This is a genomic window from Paracoccus sp. pheM1 (assembly GCF_018499825.1).
In the GTDB taxonomy this organism is placed as follows: Bacteria; Pseudomonadota; Alphaproteobacteria; order Rhodobacterales; family Rhodobacteraceae; genus Paracoccus; species Paracoccus versutus.
On sequence record NZ_JAGXCX010000003.1, the window covers coordinates 713,994 to 729,726 of the forward strand.

At 66.0% G+C, this 15,733-nt stretch carries 13 protein-coding genes; 10 read left to right on the forward strand and 3 right to left on the reverse strand.

Annotated features, from left to right (window positions below; translation table 11 throughout):
* Positions 1-13 precede the first annotated feature (13 nt).
* The gene (locus KF941_RS26180; protein ID WP_036759435.1) at positions 14-811 is read left to right on the forward strand and encodes an ABC transporter ATP-binding protein; all 798 of its coding nucleotides are present in this window, start codon (positions 14-16) and stop codon (positions 809-811) included.
* A 45-nt stretch (positions 812-856) separates the two neighbouring features.
* Positions 857-1,882 (forward strand): ABC transporter substrate-binding protein, encoded by a 1,026-nt coding sequence (locus KF941_RS26185; protein ID WP_140848080.1) that lies wholly within the window; start codon positions 857-859, stop codon positions 1,880-1,882.
* A gap of 66 nt (positions 1,883-1,948) precedes the next feature.
* Here KF941_RS26185 and KF941_RS26190 read toward each other — a convergent pair whose 3' ends face one another.
* Entirely contained in the window at positions 1,949-2,650 is a 702-nt protein-coding gene (locus tag KF941_RS26190; RefSeq protein WP_072463798.1) for a GntR family transcriptional regulator, read from the reverse strand.
* 142 nt (positions 2,651-2,792) lie between these two features.
* Between KF941_RS26190 and KF941_RS26195 the strand changes: the two genes are divergently transcribed.
* The 8 genes from KF941_RS26195 to KF941_RS26230 all read left to right on the forward strand — a co-directional run bounded on the left by KF941_RS26195 (position 2,793) and on the right by KF941_RS26230 (position 14,075).
* Positions 2,793-3,083 (forward strand): UxaA family hydrolase, encoded by a 291-nt coding sequence (locus tag KF941_RS26195; protein WP_036759437.1) that lies wholly within the window; start codon positions 2,793-2,795, stop codon positions 3,081-3,083.
* Between the two features lie 3 nt (positions 3,084-3,086).
* Positions 3,087-4,268, forward strand: coding sequence for a UxaA family hydrolase (locus KF941_RS26200; RefSeq protein WP_036759439.1), 1,182 nt, complete (start codon positions 3,087-3,089; stop codon positions 4,266-4,268).
* A gap of 180 nt (positions 4,269-4,448) precedes the next feature.
* The gene (locus KF941_RS26205; RefSeq protein ID WP_214275030.1) at positions 4,449-5,495 is read left to right on the forward strand and encodes a putative sulfate exporter family transporter; all 1,047 of its coding nucleotides are present in this window, start codon (positions 4,449-4,451) and stop codon (positions 5,493-5,495) included.
* A gap of 20 nt (positions 5,496-5,515) precedes the next feature.
* On the forward strand, positions 5,516-9,064 hold the full coding sequence (locus KF941_RS26210; protein ID WP_240540673.1) for a pyruvate carboxylase: 3,549 nt from the start codon (positions 5,516-5,518) through the stop codon (positions 9,062-9,064).
* A gap of 66 nt (positions 9,065-9,130) precedes the next feature.
* Entirely contained in the window at positions 9,131-10,705 is a 1,575-nt protein-coding gene (locus tag KF941_RS26215; RefSeq protein WP_214272460.1) for a Re/Si-specific NAD(P)(+) transhydrogenase subunit alpha, read from the forward strand.
* A gap of 13 nt (positions 10,706-10,718) precedes the next feature.
* On the forward strand, positions 10,719-12,158 hold the full coding sequence (locus tag KF941_RS26220) for an NAD(P)(+) transhydrogenase (Re/Si-specific) subunit beta (RefSeq protein ID WP_114536335.1): 1,440 nt from the start codon (positions 10,719-10,721) through the stop codon (positions 12,156-12,158).
* 207 nt (positions 12,159-12,365) lie between these two features.
* Positions 12,366-13,649, forward strand: coding sequence for a sulfite oxidase (locus KF941_RS26225; RefSeq protein ID WP_114536160.1), 1,284 nt, complete (start codon positions 12,366-12,368; stop codon positions 13,647-13,649).
* 12 nt (positions 13,650-13,661) lie between these two features.
* Positions 13,662-14,075: a cytochrome C-552 gene (locus tag KF941_RS26230; RefSeq protein WP_116222450.1), complete on the forward strand. Its 414-nt coding sequence runs from the start codon at positions 13,662-13,664 to the stop codon at positions 14,073-14,075.
* A 3-nt stretch (positions 14,076-14,078) separates the two neighbouring features.
* Here KF941_RS26230 and KF941_RS26235 read toward each other — a convergent pair whose 3' ends face one another.
* Positions 14,079-14,504 (reverse strand): CopG family transcriptional regulator, encoded by a 426-nt coding sequence (locus KF941_RS26235; RefSeq protein WP_214275031.1) that lies wholly within the window; start codon positions 14,502-14,504, stop codon positions 14,079-14,081.
* A 444-nt stretch (positions 14,505-14,948) separates the two neighbouring features.
* On the reverse strand, positions 14,949-15,638 hold the full coding sequence (locus KF941_RS26240; RefSeq protein WP_052096343.1) for a TetR/AcrR family transcriptional regulator: 690 nt from the start codon (positions 15,636-15,638) through the stop codon (positions 14,949-14,951).
* Between the last annotated feature and the right edge of the window lie 95 nt (positions 15,639-15,733).

Sequence of the window (15,733 nt, forward strand, 5' to 3'; positions counted from 1 at the left end):
AAGGAATGGACGAATGGGAGCGATCCGCTTCGACAATGTCGGCCGCATCTATGGCAACAAGCAGGACGGTTTCGAGGCGCTGAAGGGCGTCGAGCTGGAAATCGCCGACAAGGAATTCATGGCGGTGGTCGGCCCTTCGGGCTGCGGCAAGACGACCTGCCTGCGCTTTGTCGCCGGGTTCGACCGCCCCACCTCGGGCATGGTCAGCGTGGACGGGGTCAAGGTGACGAAGCCCGGCCCCGACCGCGCCGTGGTGTTCCAGCAATTCGCGCTGATGCCCTGGAAGACGGTGCGCGAGAACATCGAGCTGGGCCTACGCAACAAGGGCGTGCCCAGGGCCGAGCGCAGGGAACGCATCGACCGCATCCTGGCGCTGATGAACCTGACCGGCTATGCCGATGCCTTCCCCCACCAACTGTCGGGGGGCATGCAGCAGCGCGTCTCGATCGCGCGGGCCTATGTGCTGGACCCCGAGGTTCTGCTGATGGACGAACCCTTCGGCGCGCTCGACGCCCAGACCCGCGTCGTCATGCAGGAGGAGCTGGTGCGCTTGGCGCGGCGCAACCCGCGCACGGTCATGTTCATCACCCATGCCGTCGAGGAGGCCGTGTATCTGGCCGACCGCGTGGCGATCATGGCCCGCCAGCCGGGACGGGTGAAGGAAATCATCGACATCCGCTCGATCCGCGAGGCCGAGCGCTGGGACGACCACGAAAAGATCGAGGACGTGATGGACCTGGAAAGCTTCGTCCATCTGCGCACCCAGATATGGCGCAGCCTGCGCCAGGAAAAGGCGATGGAAATCGCCTGAGCAAGAACCAATCGATAACGGAAACAAGTTCCTGGGAGGAAAAACATGAGAACCGGCATTTGCGCGGGCCTTGCCCTTGGCATGGCGATGGCAGGCGGGGCGGCCAGCGCCGAAGCGATCCGCGTCAGCTATCAGCCATCGCTTTATTGGGCGCTGCCCTTCCATGTGGCGAGCGAGAAGGGCTGGTGGTCCGAGGTTGAGCTGGAGCCCGAATTCGTCACCTTCCCGGCGGGCGCGCCGCAGATTGCCGCCGCGCAGGCGAAGGACTGGGATGTCGGCGGCACCGGCTCGGTCCCCGCGATCCTGGGGGCCTCCCGCTTCGGGCTGAAGACCATCGGCCTGACCAACGACGAATCGCGCACCAACGCGATCATGACCGCCAAGGCCGACATCGAGGCGGTGAAGGCCGATCCCGGTGTGATCAAAAGCCTGCTGGTCACGACCAATTCGACCGCAGATTTCACCGCCCGCGCCTGCCTTGAGAAATGGGGTATCGATCCGGCCTCGGTCGAATTCGTGAATTTGGCCCAGGCGCAGATCATCTCGGCCGTGATCAGCGGCAACGGCCGCTTTGCCGGGGTTTGGGCGCCGAATACCTATACGCTGCAGGAACGTGCGGAATACGACTATCTGTGTTCCGGCGCCGATGCCGACGCCATCGTTCCCGGCGCGCTGGTCGTGCGCGAGGATTTCGCTTCGCAAAACCCCGAGGCGGTTCAGAAATTCCTGGCCGTCTATCTGAAGAGCATTCGCTGGATCAAGGCCAACCCGGAAGAGGCCAGGGAGATGCTGGTCGATTTCTATTCGGAGGGCGGGGTCGAGATCTCGGACGCCGGCGCGAAGGCCGAATTCGAACTGCGGCCGACCTTCACCCTGGACGAACAGCTTGCGCTTATGGCGCGGGAAGGCGGCGCATCGGAGGTCGATGGCTGGATGACGCGCATCGGCGAGTTCATGACGAGTGTCGGCACCATCCCGCAGGCGCCCGAGGCCGAAGGCTATATCGACCCCAGCTATCTGCAGGGCGTAAAGGAAAACACGGCGCTGGCCGAATTCGTCGACGCCGATTGAGGGACGCTTCCCCCGAAGCGCAAATGGCCGGGCGATGTCCCGGCCATTTTTCGTCCCTTGCCCGCCTCAGGTCAGCGACACCTGATAGGCCAGGCTGTCGGTCCGGCACAGGCTGCGCCTCCGCTCGACCGGACGTCCCATGATGTCGAAGGCCACGCGGTCCACGCAGAGCAGCGGCGTCCCGGTGCCGACATTCAGGGCCGCGGCGGACTCGCCATCGGCCAGGACCGCGGAAATCGATTCGTCAGCGCGCAGGATGATGCAGCCGTAGTTCTGCTGATACAGTACATAGAGCGTGTTCGGCAGCGGTGCGCGCTGGTCGAGGCCGACAAAGCGGCTTGCCGAAACTACCGCCGTTTCCAGCACGCTGGGCACGCCTTTGAGGCTGCGCACGCGACGGATCTCATAGACGTTCTTCGGCTCGCCATCCAACCCCTTGCGCTCAGCCGCCAGGGCGCGGCGGTTCGTCACCACCTCGCTGACCAGTTCGGGGCGGATCATCTGCCCGTCCGGCTGCCGCAAGCGAAAAAAATTGAACAACGAACTGTCCGGTGTCCGGGCCGTGACGAAGGTGCCACGCCCCTGTTCGCGCCGGACGATGCCATGCTGCTCCAGCATCATCAGCGACTTGCGCGCGGTTCCCTGCGACACGCCCGTCTCGGCGGCGATCTGCATCTCGCTTGGCAGCATCGAGCCCGGCAATAACTCGCCAGACGAGATCTGCGCCACGATTCTGTCGATCACTTTCTGGTAGAGGGGTGCGGCCATGTCCGGGTCCTTCAGGTTTGCCCACACCTATCATGCGGGCTGCGTGTCGCACAAGAAATCATGAAATAAGTCTTGTATAAGATGTCATGTATATGATAATTGTTGCCTCGTAGATTCATGCTGCTATCCAGAGGAGGGGCACTTGAGGAATATTCCACAACTTCTTGTCCACGATCATGCGGACAACGTTGGTGTCGTCGTGGTCGAGGATTTGAAGGCGGGCACCGAGATGCTGTGCGTCGTGACGTCCGACAACTCGGACTTTCGCCTGACCGCCAAGGCCGACATTCCTATCGGCCACAAGGTGGCGCTGAAGGCGCTGAAGGCCGGCGATACGGTCATCAAGTATCACGAGGACATCGGCAAGATGGTCGGCGATGCCGAGGTTGGCGGCCACGTCCATACCCACAACTGCAAAACGAAACGGTGGTAAGTCATGGCTCTTGATTTCAGCAATGCGACCGTCAAGGCATGGCGTCGCGAGAATGGCCGCGTCGGCGTGCGCAACCACGTCCTGATCCTGCCGGTCGATGACATCTCGAACGCGGCCTGCGAGGCGGTGGCCAACAACGTCAAGGGCACGCTGGCCATCCCGCACGCCTATGGCCGCCTGCAATTCGGCGAGGATCTGGAGCTGCACTTCCGCACCATCATCGGCACCGGCGCGAACCCCAACGTCGCCGCGGTGGTGGTGATCGGGATCGAGCCGGAATGGACGCAGGTGATCGTCGACGGCATCGCCAAGACCGGCAAGCCCGTCACCGGCTTCTCGATCGAGCAGAAGGGCGATTTCGAAACCATCCGCCAGGCAGGCTGGAAGGCCAAGGAATATGTCCACTGGGCGTCCGAACTGCAAAAGGAAGACTGCCCGATCTCGGACCTGTGGATCTCGACCAAATGCGGCGAAAGCGACACGACCACCGGCCTGTCCTCCTGCCCGACGGTCGGCAACATGTATGACAAGCTCTTGCCGCAGGGCATCTATGGCTGCTTCGGCGAGACCTCGGAAATCACCGGGGCCGAGCATATCTGCGAAAAGCGCGCCGCCAATCCCGAAGCGGCCGCCAAGTTCAAGAAGATCTGGCAGGCCTACTCGGACGACGTGATCTTCGCCCACCAGACCGACGACCTTTCTGACAGCCAGCCGACCAAGGGCAACATTCTTGGCGGCCTGACCACCATCGAGGAAAAGGCGCTCGGGAACCTGGAAAAGATCGGGCGCACCTCGACTTATATCGACGCCATGGGGCCTGCCGAAACGCCGTCCAAGGGGCCGGGCCTCTATTTCATGGACAGCTCTTCCGCGGCGGCGGAATGCGTCACGTTGATGGCGGCGGGCGGCTATGTCATCCACACCTTCCCCACCGGGCAGGGCAACGTGGTCGGCAACCCCATCGTTCCGGTCATCAAGATCTCGGGCAACCCGCGCACCCTGCGCACCATGTCCGAACATATCGACGTGGACGTGACCGGCGTGCTGACGCGCGAGATGACCATCGACCAGGCGGGCGATGCGCTGATCGAAATGATCATCCGCACGGCGAATGGCCGCATGACGGCTGCCGAGGCCCTGGGCCATCGCGAATTCTCGATGACCAAGCTCTATCGCAGCGCCTGAGCGATCATTGACGAACGCTAGCCCTGCCGTGGCGGGGCTGGCGGATGCCCTTGGCTCCATCGTTCTCTTCCTGCCGCTTCGTGCGGCCAAAAGGCGGCGGCACATGCCGTTAGTGACGGACGCGCCGTAGGACATTGCGTCCGGCGGTTACTCCTCATTTGATGCTCGGATCCAATCCAAATGGTAGAATCAGTAAACGAAGCGCGATCATCAGGGCGCGCGGGACGGTGGAAGCAGACCGGGGCGAAGCTGTTTCCCGGCATTGCCGTCTCGCTGCTCGTGGCGGTCACGGCGCAGTTCCTGTCCGACCATTACGGCGCCCCTGCCATGCTGCTGGCCTTGCTGATGGGGCTGGCCCTGAACTTCCTGGCCGAGGAAGGCACGCGCACCAAGTCGGGGATCGAATATTCGGCCCGCACGGTATTGCGGCTGGGTGTCGCACTGCTCGGGGCGCGCATTTCGGTCGACATGCTGACGGAACTCGGCGGCGTGATGATCCTGCTGGTCATCGGCGGCGTGGCCGCGACGATCCTGTTCGGAATGGTGGCGGCCAGGTTCTTCGGCAGGGGTTGGCGCATGGCACTGCTTTCCGGCGGCGCAGTGGCGATCTGTGGCGCTTCCGCCGCCATGGCCATTGCGGCTGTCCTGCCGAAAACCGACAAATCCGAACGCAATCTGGCCTTTACCGTGATGGCTGTGACGGTGCTGTCTACCATCGCCATGATCGCCTATCCGCCGCTGTCGTCCTGGTTCGGCTTCACGCCGTTGGAATCGGGTGTCTTTCTCGGCGGGACGATTCACGATGTTGCGCAGGTGGTCGGGGCAGGCTTCTCTGTCAGCCCCGAGGTCGGCGAGACGGCGACCGTGGTCAAGCTCATCCGGGTCTCGATGCTGGCGCCCGTGGTGCTGGTCTTTTCCCTGGCGATCCGCGCCGGCAGGCTGGATGCCGATGCGCCGGGCGGCACCAGGCCGCCCCTGCTGCCGTCCTTCGTCATCTGGTTTCTGGTGCTGGCCGGGCTGAACTCCTTCGGGTTCATCCCCGTATCGGTCTCATACCTGGCCGAGCAACTCAGCCGCTGGGCCTTGCTGGCGGCGATCGCTGCCGTGGGTATCAAGACGTCGCTGGTGCGCATGATGGAGGTCGGCGGCACCGCAATCGGCCTCGTCGTGGTCGAGACCATTTTCCTGGCCGGTTTCGTTCTGGCCGGCGTCCACCTGATTGGCTGAAGGCATCGCTGATGCGGATGATGTTCCGAAAGATCTTGGTAGCGAACCGTGGTGAGATAGCGATCCGCGTGATGCGGGCTGCGAACGAGTTGGGCAAGAAGACGGTCGCGGTCTATGCCGAGGAAGACAAGCTGAGCCTGCACCGCTTCAAGGCGGACGAGGCCTACCGCATCGGCGGCGGGCTGGGGCCGGTGGCGGCCTATCTCAGCATCGCCGAGATCATCCGGGTGGCCAGGGAATCCGGCGCCGATGCGATCCATCCGGGCTATGGGCTGCTCAGCGAGAACCCCGATTTCGTCGATGCCTGCCAGGCCGCCGGCATCGCCTTCATCGGGCCTTCCTCGGACACCATGCGCGCGCTCGGCGACAAGGCCAGCGCCCGGCGCGTGGCCATCGCGGCCGGGGTGCCGGTGATCCCGGCGACCGCGGTGCTGGGCGAGGATTTCGACGCGATCAGGCGCGAGGCGGCCGGGATCGGCTATCCCCTGATGCTGAAAGCCAGCTGGGGCGGCGGCGGGCGCGGCATGCGCCCGATCATGACCCCCGAGGAGCTGCCCGAGAAGGTGCGCGAGGGACGGCGCGAGGCCGAGGCCGCCTTCGGCAATGGCGAGGGCTACCTGGAAAAGATGATCCTGCGCGCCCGCCATGTCGAGGTGCAGCTCTTGGGCGACAGCCATGGCGGGCTCTACCATCTCTATGAGCGCGACTGCACCGTGCAGCGGCGCAACCAGAAGGTGGTCGAGCGCGCCCCGGCGCCCTACCTGACCGAGGCACAGCGCCAGGAAGTCTGCGGCCTGGCGCTGAAGATCGGCCGCGCCGTCGGCTACCGGAACGCCGGCACCGTCGAGTTCCTGATGGATATGGACAGCCAGGCCTTCTACTTCATCGAGGTGAACCCGCGCGTCCAGGTCGAGCATACCGTGACCGAGGAGGTCACCGGCATCGACATCGTGCAGTCCCAGATCTTGGTCGCCGAGGGCGCGACGCTGGCGCAGGCCACCGGCGTCGCCCGGCAGGAGGACGTGCACCTGAACGGCCACGCCCTGCAATGCCGGGTCACGACCGAGGATCCGCTGAACAGCTTCATCCCCGACTACGGCCGCATCACCGCCTATCGCTCGGCCACCGGCAACGGCATTCGCCTGGACGGCGGCACCGCCTATTCCGGCGGCGTCATCACCCGCTATTACGACAGCCTGCTGGTCAAGGTCACGGCCCATGCCCAGACCCCGGAAAAGGCCATCGCGCGCATGGACCGGGCGCTGCGCGAGTTCCGGGTGCGCGGCGTGGCGACGAACATCGAATTCGTCATCAACCTCTTGAAGCACCCGACCTTCCTCGACGACACCTATACCACCAAGTTCATCGACACCACGCCGGACCTGTTCGCGTTCCGCAAGCGCCGCGACCGGGCGACGAAGCTCTTGGTCTACCTGGCCGACATCACCGTGAACGGCCATCCCGAGACCGCCGGCCGCCCCCGCCCGCCGGCCGAGGCCCGCATCCCGGTGCCGCCCCGGCCCCAGGCCGATCCGGCGGCCGAGCCCGCCCCCGGCACCCGCCAGCTGCTGGAGCAAAAGGGCGCCAAGGCCGTCGCCGACTGGATGCTGGGCGAGAGGCGGCTCTTGATCACCGACACCTCGATGCGCGACGGGCACCAGTCGCTGCTGGCCACGCGCATGCGCTCGATCGACATGATCCGGGTGGCGCCCTCTTACGCCGCGAACCTGCCCGGCCTGTTCTCGGTCGAATGCTGGGGCGGGGCGACCTTCGACGTCGCCTATCGCTTCCTGCAGGAATGCCCCTGGCAGCGGCTGCGCGACATCCGCGCCCGCATGCCGAACCTGATGACGCAGATGCTGCTGCGGGCCAGCAACGGCGTCGGCTACACCAACTATCCCGACAACGTGGTGCAAAGCTTCGTCGCCCAGGCGGCCAGGACCGGGGTCGACGTGTTCCGGGTCTTCGACAGCCTGAACTGGACCCCGAACATGCGCGTCGCCATGGATGCGGTGATCGAGAGCGGCAAGATCTGCGAGGGCACGATCTGCTATACCGGCGACCTGCTCGATCCCGCGCGCGCGAAATACGACCTGCAATATTACCTCAGGATGGCGCGCGAGCTCAGCGATGCCGGCGCGCATATCCTTGGCCTCAAGGACATGGCCGGGCTCTTGAAGCCCGCCTCGGCCGCCATCCTGGTCCGCGCGCTGAAGCAAGAGATCGGCCTGCCGGTGCATTTCCACACCCATGACACCGGCGGGCTCAGCGGTGCCTCGATCCTGGCCGCGGCCGAGGCCGGGGTGGATGCGGTGGATTGCGCCATGGATGCGCTCTCGGGCAATACCTCGCAGCCCTGCCTGGGCTCGGTGGTCGAGGCGCTGCGCCACACCGACCGCGACACCGGGCTGGACATCGAGGCGATCCGCCGGATCTCGAACTACTGGGAGGCGGTGCGCGAGCATTACGCCGCCTTCGAGAGCGGCTTGCAGGCCCCGGCCTCGGAGGTCTGGCTGCACGAGATGCCCGGCGGCCAGTTCACCAACCTCAAGGCGCAGGCGCGCTCGCTCGGGCTCGAGGAGCGCTGGCACGAGGTCGCCCAGGCCTATGCCGAGGTGAACCGGATGTTCGGCGACATCGTCAAGGTCACGCCCAGTTCCAAGGTGGTGGGCGACATGGCGCTGGTGATGGTGGCGCAGGGGCTTTCGCGGGCGCAGGTCGAGGACCCGGCGGTCGAGGTCGCCTTCCCCGATTCGGTGGTCGACATGATGCGCGGCAACCTGGGCCAGCCCCCCGGCGGCTGGCCCGAGGCCTTGCAAGGGAAGGTGCTGAAGGGCGAGGCGCCGCTGACCGCCCGCCCCGGCGCGGCCATGCCGCCGGTCGACATCGCGGCCGCCCGCGCCGAGCTGGTCCGCCAGCTGGAAGGCAAGGCGGTCGACGACGAGGACCTGAACGGCTACCTGATGTATCCCAAGGTGTTTTTGGACTACATGGGCCGGCACCGGCAATACGGCCCGGTCCGGGTTCTGCCGACGCGGGCCTTCTTCTACGGCATGGAGCCGGGCGAGGAGATCGAGGCCGAGATCGACCCCGGCAAGACGCTGGAGATCCGGCTGCAGACCGTGGGCGAGACCGACGAGAAGGGCGAGGTCAAGGTCTTCTTCGAGCTGAACGGCCAGCCCCGGGTGATCCGGGTGCCGAACCGGCTGGTGAAGGCGCAGACCGCCGCCCGTCCCAAGGCCGATCCGACGAACGAGGGCCATCTCGGCGCCCCCATGCCCGGCGTCGTCGCCTCGGTCGCGGTGACGCAGGGGCAGAAGGTCAACCCCGGCGACCTGCTGCTGACCATCGAGGCGATGAAGATGGAAACCGCCATCCACGCCGACAGAGCCGGCCTGATCAAGACCCTCCACGTCAGACCGGGCGAACAGATCGACGCAAAAGACCTCATGATAGAGATGGAGCCTGCATCGATTGATGCGGTCACGGAAATTTCCAGGAAGGTTTCCGAACCAGCGGCAAGAGGCAACGATATCAGGGCAAAGATTGCTGCGCTCGATCAGGTCTGACCAGTCAGGATTTCTTCATCGGGTAGATGCAAGGGGCAATACGCAAGCCAGTAGGGAGGTGGCCTGGTGAAGATCGGCGGATTGAAGGAGATTTTTGAGGGGGAGGCTCGGGTCGCCATCACTCCGTCCTCTGCGGGGCATCTGCGCAAGCTGGGGCATGACGTGCATGTCGAGACTGGCGCGGGGGTTCGTGCGGGGTTTTCGGATGCGGCCTACGAGGCGGCGGGCGTCACCGTGCATCCCAATGCCGCGGCGCTGGTCGGGGCGGTGGAGGTGGTGGTCAAGGTCCGGCCGCCGAGCGAGGCCGAGCTGCGGCAGATGCGGCGCGGGCAGACCCTGATCTCGCATTTCTGGCCGGCGCAGAACCCCGACCTCCTGGAGCTGGCGCGCGAGCAGGGCGTCACCGCCATCGCCATGGACATGGTGCCGCGCATCAGCCGCGCGCAGAAGATGGACGCGCTGTCCTCGATGGCCAATATCGCCGGCTACCGGGCGGTGATCGAGGCGGCGAACAACTTCGGCCGCTTCTTCACCGGCCAGGTGACGGCGGCGGGCAAGGTGCCGCCGGCCAAGGTGCTGGTGGTGGGCGCGGGCGTCGCCGGGCTTGCCGCCATCGGCGCGGCGGTCAGCCTGGGCGCGCAGGTCCATGCCTTCGACGTGCGCCCCGAGGTGGCCGAGCAGATCGAATCGATGGGCGCGGAATTCGTCTACCTGGACTTCCAGGACCAGGTGCAGGACGGGGCCGCGACCGGCGGCTATGCCGCGCCCTCGAGCCCCGAGTTCCGGGAAAAGCAGCTCGAGAAGTTCCGCGAACTGGCGCCCGGGATGGACATCGTCATCACCACGGCGCTGATCCCCGGCCGCGATGCGCCGAAGCTCTGGACCCGCGACATGGTCGCGGCGATGAAGACCGGCTCGGTCATCGTCGACCTGGCGGCCGAGCGCGGCGGCAATTGCGAGCTGACCGTGCCGGACGAGCGCATCGTCACGGAAAACGGCGTGGTGATCATCGGCTATACCGACTTCCCGTCGAGGATGGGCGCGCAAGCCTCGGAGCTTTACGGCAACAACATCCGCCACATGCTCTCGGACCTGACGCCGGGCAAGGACGGCGTCATCGTGCAGAACATGGAGGACGACGTGATCCGCGGCTCGACCGTCGCCCATGACGGCGACGTGACCTGGCCGCCGCCGCCGCCCAGGGTCGCGGCCATCGCCGCCCAGAAGCCGCGCGAGAAGCCCAGGGAGCCGACCCCCGAGGAGCGGCGCGCGCAGGAGATCGCCGCCTTCCGCGCCCAGACCCGCAGCCAGGTCACGCTGCTCGGCGCGGGCGCGGCGGCGATGCTGCTGGTGGGGCTGTTCGCGCCCGCGAGCTTCCTGTCGCATTTCATCGTCTTCGTGCTGGCGGTCTTCGTCGGTTTCCAGGTGATCTGGAACGTCAGCCATTCGCTGCACACGCCCCTGATGGCGATCACCAACGCGATCTCGTCGATCATCATCGTCGGCGCGCTCCTGCAGATCGGCTCGGGCGGCTGGCTGGTGGTGTTCCTGGCGGCGCTGTCGGTGCTGATGGCGGGCGTCAACATCTTCGGCGGCTTCCTGGTCACGCGCCGGATGCTCGCCATGTTCCAGAAGTCGTAAGGGGAGAGGGCGCATGGAATACGGATTCACCACCGCCGCCTATGTGGTCGCGGCCGTGCTGTTCATCCTGTCCCTGGGCGGGCTTTCCGGCCAGGAAAGCGCCAAGCGCGCGGTCTGGTACGGCATCGCGGCCATGGCGCTGGCGGTGGTCGCGACGCTGATCGGGCCGGGCTACGGCAACTGGGGGCTGACGCTGGTCATGCTGGCCATCGGCGGCGCCATCGGCTGGGTCGTGGCCAAGCGGGTGCAGATGACCGAGATGCCGCAGCTGGTCGCGGCCATGCACAGCCTGGTCGGCCTGGCCGCGGTGCTGATCGGCTTCAACGCCCAGTTCGAGCTCTCGCGGGTGCTGCGCGCCCGCGCCGCCGACGCGGCGGCCGAGTTCCACGGCTTCGCCGCCGTGCTGGCGCACAAGACCCCGGCCGAGATCGCCATGCTCAAGGTCGAGGTGGCGCTGGGGATCTTCATCGGCGCGGTGACCTTCACCGGCTCGATCGTGGCCTTCGGCAAGCTCGCCGGCAAGATCGACGGCAAGCCCCGCAAGCTGCCGGGCGGGCACATGCTGAACGCGGCTGCGGCGGCGCTGTCGCTCTTGTCGGTGATCCTTTACTGCACTGCCGGGGCGCCGGTGCTGTGGCTGGTGCTGATCACGCTTCTGGCCTTCTTCATCGGCTATCACCTGATCATGGGCATCGGCGGCGCCGACATGCCGGTGGTGGTGTCGATGCTGAACAGCTATTCCGGCTGGGCGGCGGCGGCGATCGGCTTCACCCTGGGCAACGACCTCCTGATCGTGGTGGGCGCGCTGGTCGGCTCCTCGGGTGCGATCCTGAGCTACATCATGTGCAAGGCGATGAACCGCAACTTCGTCAGCGTGATCCTGGGCGGCTTCGGCGGCGAGGCGGGCCCGGCGATGGAGATCGAGGGCGAGCAGGTGGCGATCGACGCCGACGGCGTGGCGGCGGCGCTGAACGAGGCGGACGAGATCGTCATCGTGCCGGGCTACGGCATGGCGGTGGCGCAGGCGCAGCAATCGGTCAGCGAGCTGACGCGCAAGCTGCGGGCGCGCGGCAAGAACGTGCGCTTTGCCATCCACCCGGTGGCGGGGCGCCTGCCGGGGCACATGAACGTGCTTCTGGCCGAGGCCAAGGTGCCCTACGACATCGTGCTGGAGATGGACGAGATCAACGAGGATTTCCCCTCGACCGACGTGGCGATCGTGATCGGCTCGAACGACATCGTGAACCCGGCGGCGCAGGAGGATCCGAACTCGCCGATCGCGGGCATGCCGGTGCTGGAGGTGTGGAAGGCCAAGCAGGTGTTCGTCTCCAAGCGCGGCCAGGGCACCGGCTATTCGGGCATCGAGAACCCGCTGTTCTACAAGGAAAACACCCGCATGTTCTACGGCGACGCCAAGAAATCCATCGACCAGCTCCTGCCCATGATCGAGTGAGCGGGCGATCTCGCTGTTGGTGGCGGCGATGCAGCTCGATGCCCTCAGGTGTCTCCGATATATTCTAATAAACACAACGAGTTGCTGTTGTTATGGCTTTGCCGATGGGCAATGCTTTCCCGAAATGAAGTTGCAAGGCGCGTCCTGGAGGAGGGCCTTGCGGACAGCCGGTTGCGCGCAAAGCGCACCAAGCCACGGAGGAAACCCATGTCCGATAGAACCGATTCCACCTCGATCCCGCAGGATGCCGAGGCCCCGAGCGGATCGCGGCGCCGCTTTCTGAAAACGACGGGGCTGTCCGCGCTTGGCGCCATGCTGGGCATGGCCGTCCCGTTCGAGCGCAACCTGCCCGCCGGCTTCGTGCCCGCCGCCCTGGCCCAGGATACCGGCCTGGACCTGATGGCCGGCAAGCAGGGGCTCATCGTGCTGGGCGACCGGCCGCTGAACGCGGAGACCCCGGCGCATCTGCTGGACGACGACGTCACCCCCTATGAGCGGCTGTTCATCCGCATGAACGGCCTCGTGCCGCAGACGGCGCTGGACCAGGATGCCGAGGGCTGGGTGCTGACCGTGGACGGCGAGGTCGAGACCCCGCTGGAGCTGACCATCGACGATCTGAAGTCGCGCTTCGAGACCGTCACCCGCCGGCTGGTGATCGAATGCGGCGGCAACGGCCGGGCCTTCTTCCAGCCCGGAACCTCGGGCAACCAATGGACCGTCGGCGCGGTCGGCTGCCCGGAATGGACCGGCGTGCGGCTGGCCGACGTGCTGAAGGCGGCGGGCGTCAAGGAAAGCGCCGTCTATACCGGGCATTACGGCAACGACGTGCATCTGAGCGGCGACGAGGAGAAGGAGGTGATCTCGCGCGGGGTGCCGATCGAAAAGGCGCTGGAGGAGGACGCGGTCATCGCCTGGGCGATGAACGGCGAACCCTTGCCGGCGCTGCACGGCTTTCCGCTGCGGCTGGTGGTGCCGGGCTATCCGGCCTCGGCCTCGCAGAAATACCTCGACCGCATCCGGGTCCGCGACAGGGAACATGACGGCGCCAAGATGACCGGCGATTCCTATCGCATCCCGGCCTATCCGGTCGCCCCCGGCACCGAGGTGCCCGAGGAGGACATGGTGGTGCTGACCGAGATGCCGGTGAAGTCCATCGTCACCTTCCCGCAGACCGGCGCCGAGGTGAAGGCGGGCGAGGCGGTCGAGGTCCGCGGCCATGCCTGGTGCGGCAAGGGCGACGTGGCCGCGGTGCATGTCTCGCTGGATTTCGGCCAGACCTGGCAGGACGCGGAACTGGAGCCGGCGGCGAACCGCTTTGCCTGGCAGCGCTGGCGCGCGACGCTGACCCTGCCGCAGCATGGCTATTACGAGGTCTGGGCGCGGGCCACCGACCAGGACGGCATCGGCCAGCCGCCGCTGTCGCCGGTCTGGAACCCGCGCGGCTATGCCAACAACATCCAGCACCGCATCGCGCTGGTCGCGGTCGGGTGAGGGGTGATGGCGATGCGCATTATTCTGACGACCGTGGCTGCGACCCTGGCCGTGCTGGTGCTTGGCGCCGGGCTGGCCGTGGCCGAGGCCAGGCTTGACCCGATGCAGGCGCTGGCGGGCCGGCCCGCCGGCGCGAACCCGCTCGACCCGATGACGGCGATCCGTGCCAAGGCGGATGCGGGCGAGGCGCGGGCGGGGAACGAGGAATTCGGCGGCCTGCCCGACGGCGCGGGCGCCGAGGAGACCTATTACCAATGCGTCGCCTGCCATTCGACCGAGATCATCAAGCAGCAGCGCGTCACCGACCACCGCTGGGACGAGCTGTGGCGCTGGATGGTCGAGGCGCAGGGCATGGTCGAGCCCGAGCCGGAAACCAAGGCGCTGATCCTGGCCTATCTCAAGGCGAACTTCTCATCCGAGAGGTAAGGGCTACGGCGCTTTCTCCACCTCCTCCGCAAACTCCTGCCTGAGTTTCGGCCCCTGCACCAGTCGGCGCCCAAGCGTGGTGACGAAAGCGTCGTAGCGCTTTGCGGCGCTGGCGCGGGCGGCCTGTTGGGCGGGTTCGGGCAGGGGCGGGCTGGTGGTGAGCCAGAAGCGGATGAAGACTGCGAGCGTCTCGACGGCGATGCCGAGATCGCGCTCCAGCCGGGTCAGGTGGCGGTCCATCTGGTCGAGGCGGCGGATCAGCGCCGCCTCCTGGCGCTCGGCGGCGTCGGGGGACAGGAAGGAGGCGATCCCGGCCTCGGCGATCAGCGACAGGGACTGGTTGCGCCGCGCGGCATGGGCGGCCAGCGCCTGCATGATCTCCGGCTCCAGATAAACCGAGAGGCGCTTCTTGCGGGGTGATTTCGCCATGACGTCCTCCTAGAGTTCGATGCCGTCGCCTTTGTCCATGGAGGCCTGTCGGGCGACGCTCAGCATCCTGCGGGTCATGCGGCTGCTGCGGGCGATGTCCTTATCCGTGTCCTCGGCGGGCTCGCCGAAATCGAATTCGTTCTCGATCGGCTGCTGGCGCTCGACGGTCTGGCTCGTTGGGGGTTCAGCCTATGCCGCGGTCTGCCGATGCAGCCAGCGGCGCTTTTCGACGGTCCTGGTGTTGATCTCCTTTCGCCGTTTGAGAAGGGTTTCGGGAACACCCATCTGCTCGTCCAGCCTGTCTTGGTGGCCGACGGCTCCGTGGAAATTCTTATAATAGGCGAAGACGTGGCGGGAATCCAAAGGCGGTCAGGTTGGCGATCCCGACCGGTCAGGAGGGGCGGCTGATGGCCTGAACCGAGCCAAGCGCATGCATCGGCTTGATCAACGAGCAGGTATGCGTTCGTCGCCCCACAGCTCTTTTCGCGCGATGACCTTCTGGCGAAAATCAGCCTCTGCCTGCGGGTCCAGCTTTTCGTCGGTATAGGTCTCGAAATAGGTGGCGACATAGGACAGCCGGACCGACAGGGGCTCTCGCACGTTCAGCGCGTAATATCCCATCTGCGTATAATAGAAGTTGCGCGCCCGGATGATCGCCTGGCGTTCGGCAAAGCCATGGGCCGCGAACATGGCGATCAGCGCGTCCATCCGCTGCTGGTCCGATTGCGCGATGACCGCCTGAAGCGCGGCATCGCCCCGCGCCCAGTCGCGCACGGCGAAGTCGAGCCGCGGATCGAACAGTTCGGGATCCAACCAGCAGATGAACAGGGCCAGGATGCGGTCCTGAAGCGTGCCCGGCGCAGTCGCGGCCTGAATGACGCTGGCCGTGTTGGACTGCTGCCACACGTCCAGCATGGCCTCCAGCAATTCGTTGCGGTCGGCAAAGTGCCAGTAGAAGCTGCCGCGCGTCACCCCCAGCAGATCCGCAAGCCGGGTGATCCTGACCGCGTCGATGCCGTTCTGGATCAGCATTTCCAGGGCTTTTTCCAGCCAGTCCGCGCGTGTCAGCCGGGGCTGGGCATGATCCTCCTCGGCTTCCTTGCTGACACGCTCTATCAGCTGGCGCTTTTTCATTGACTGCTCCATACACGTCTGTATCTTCCAATACACCACTGTATGGCGTTGGACGATTCCTTTCTGCACCAGAACAGATGGCATGACCGTGGGGA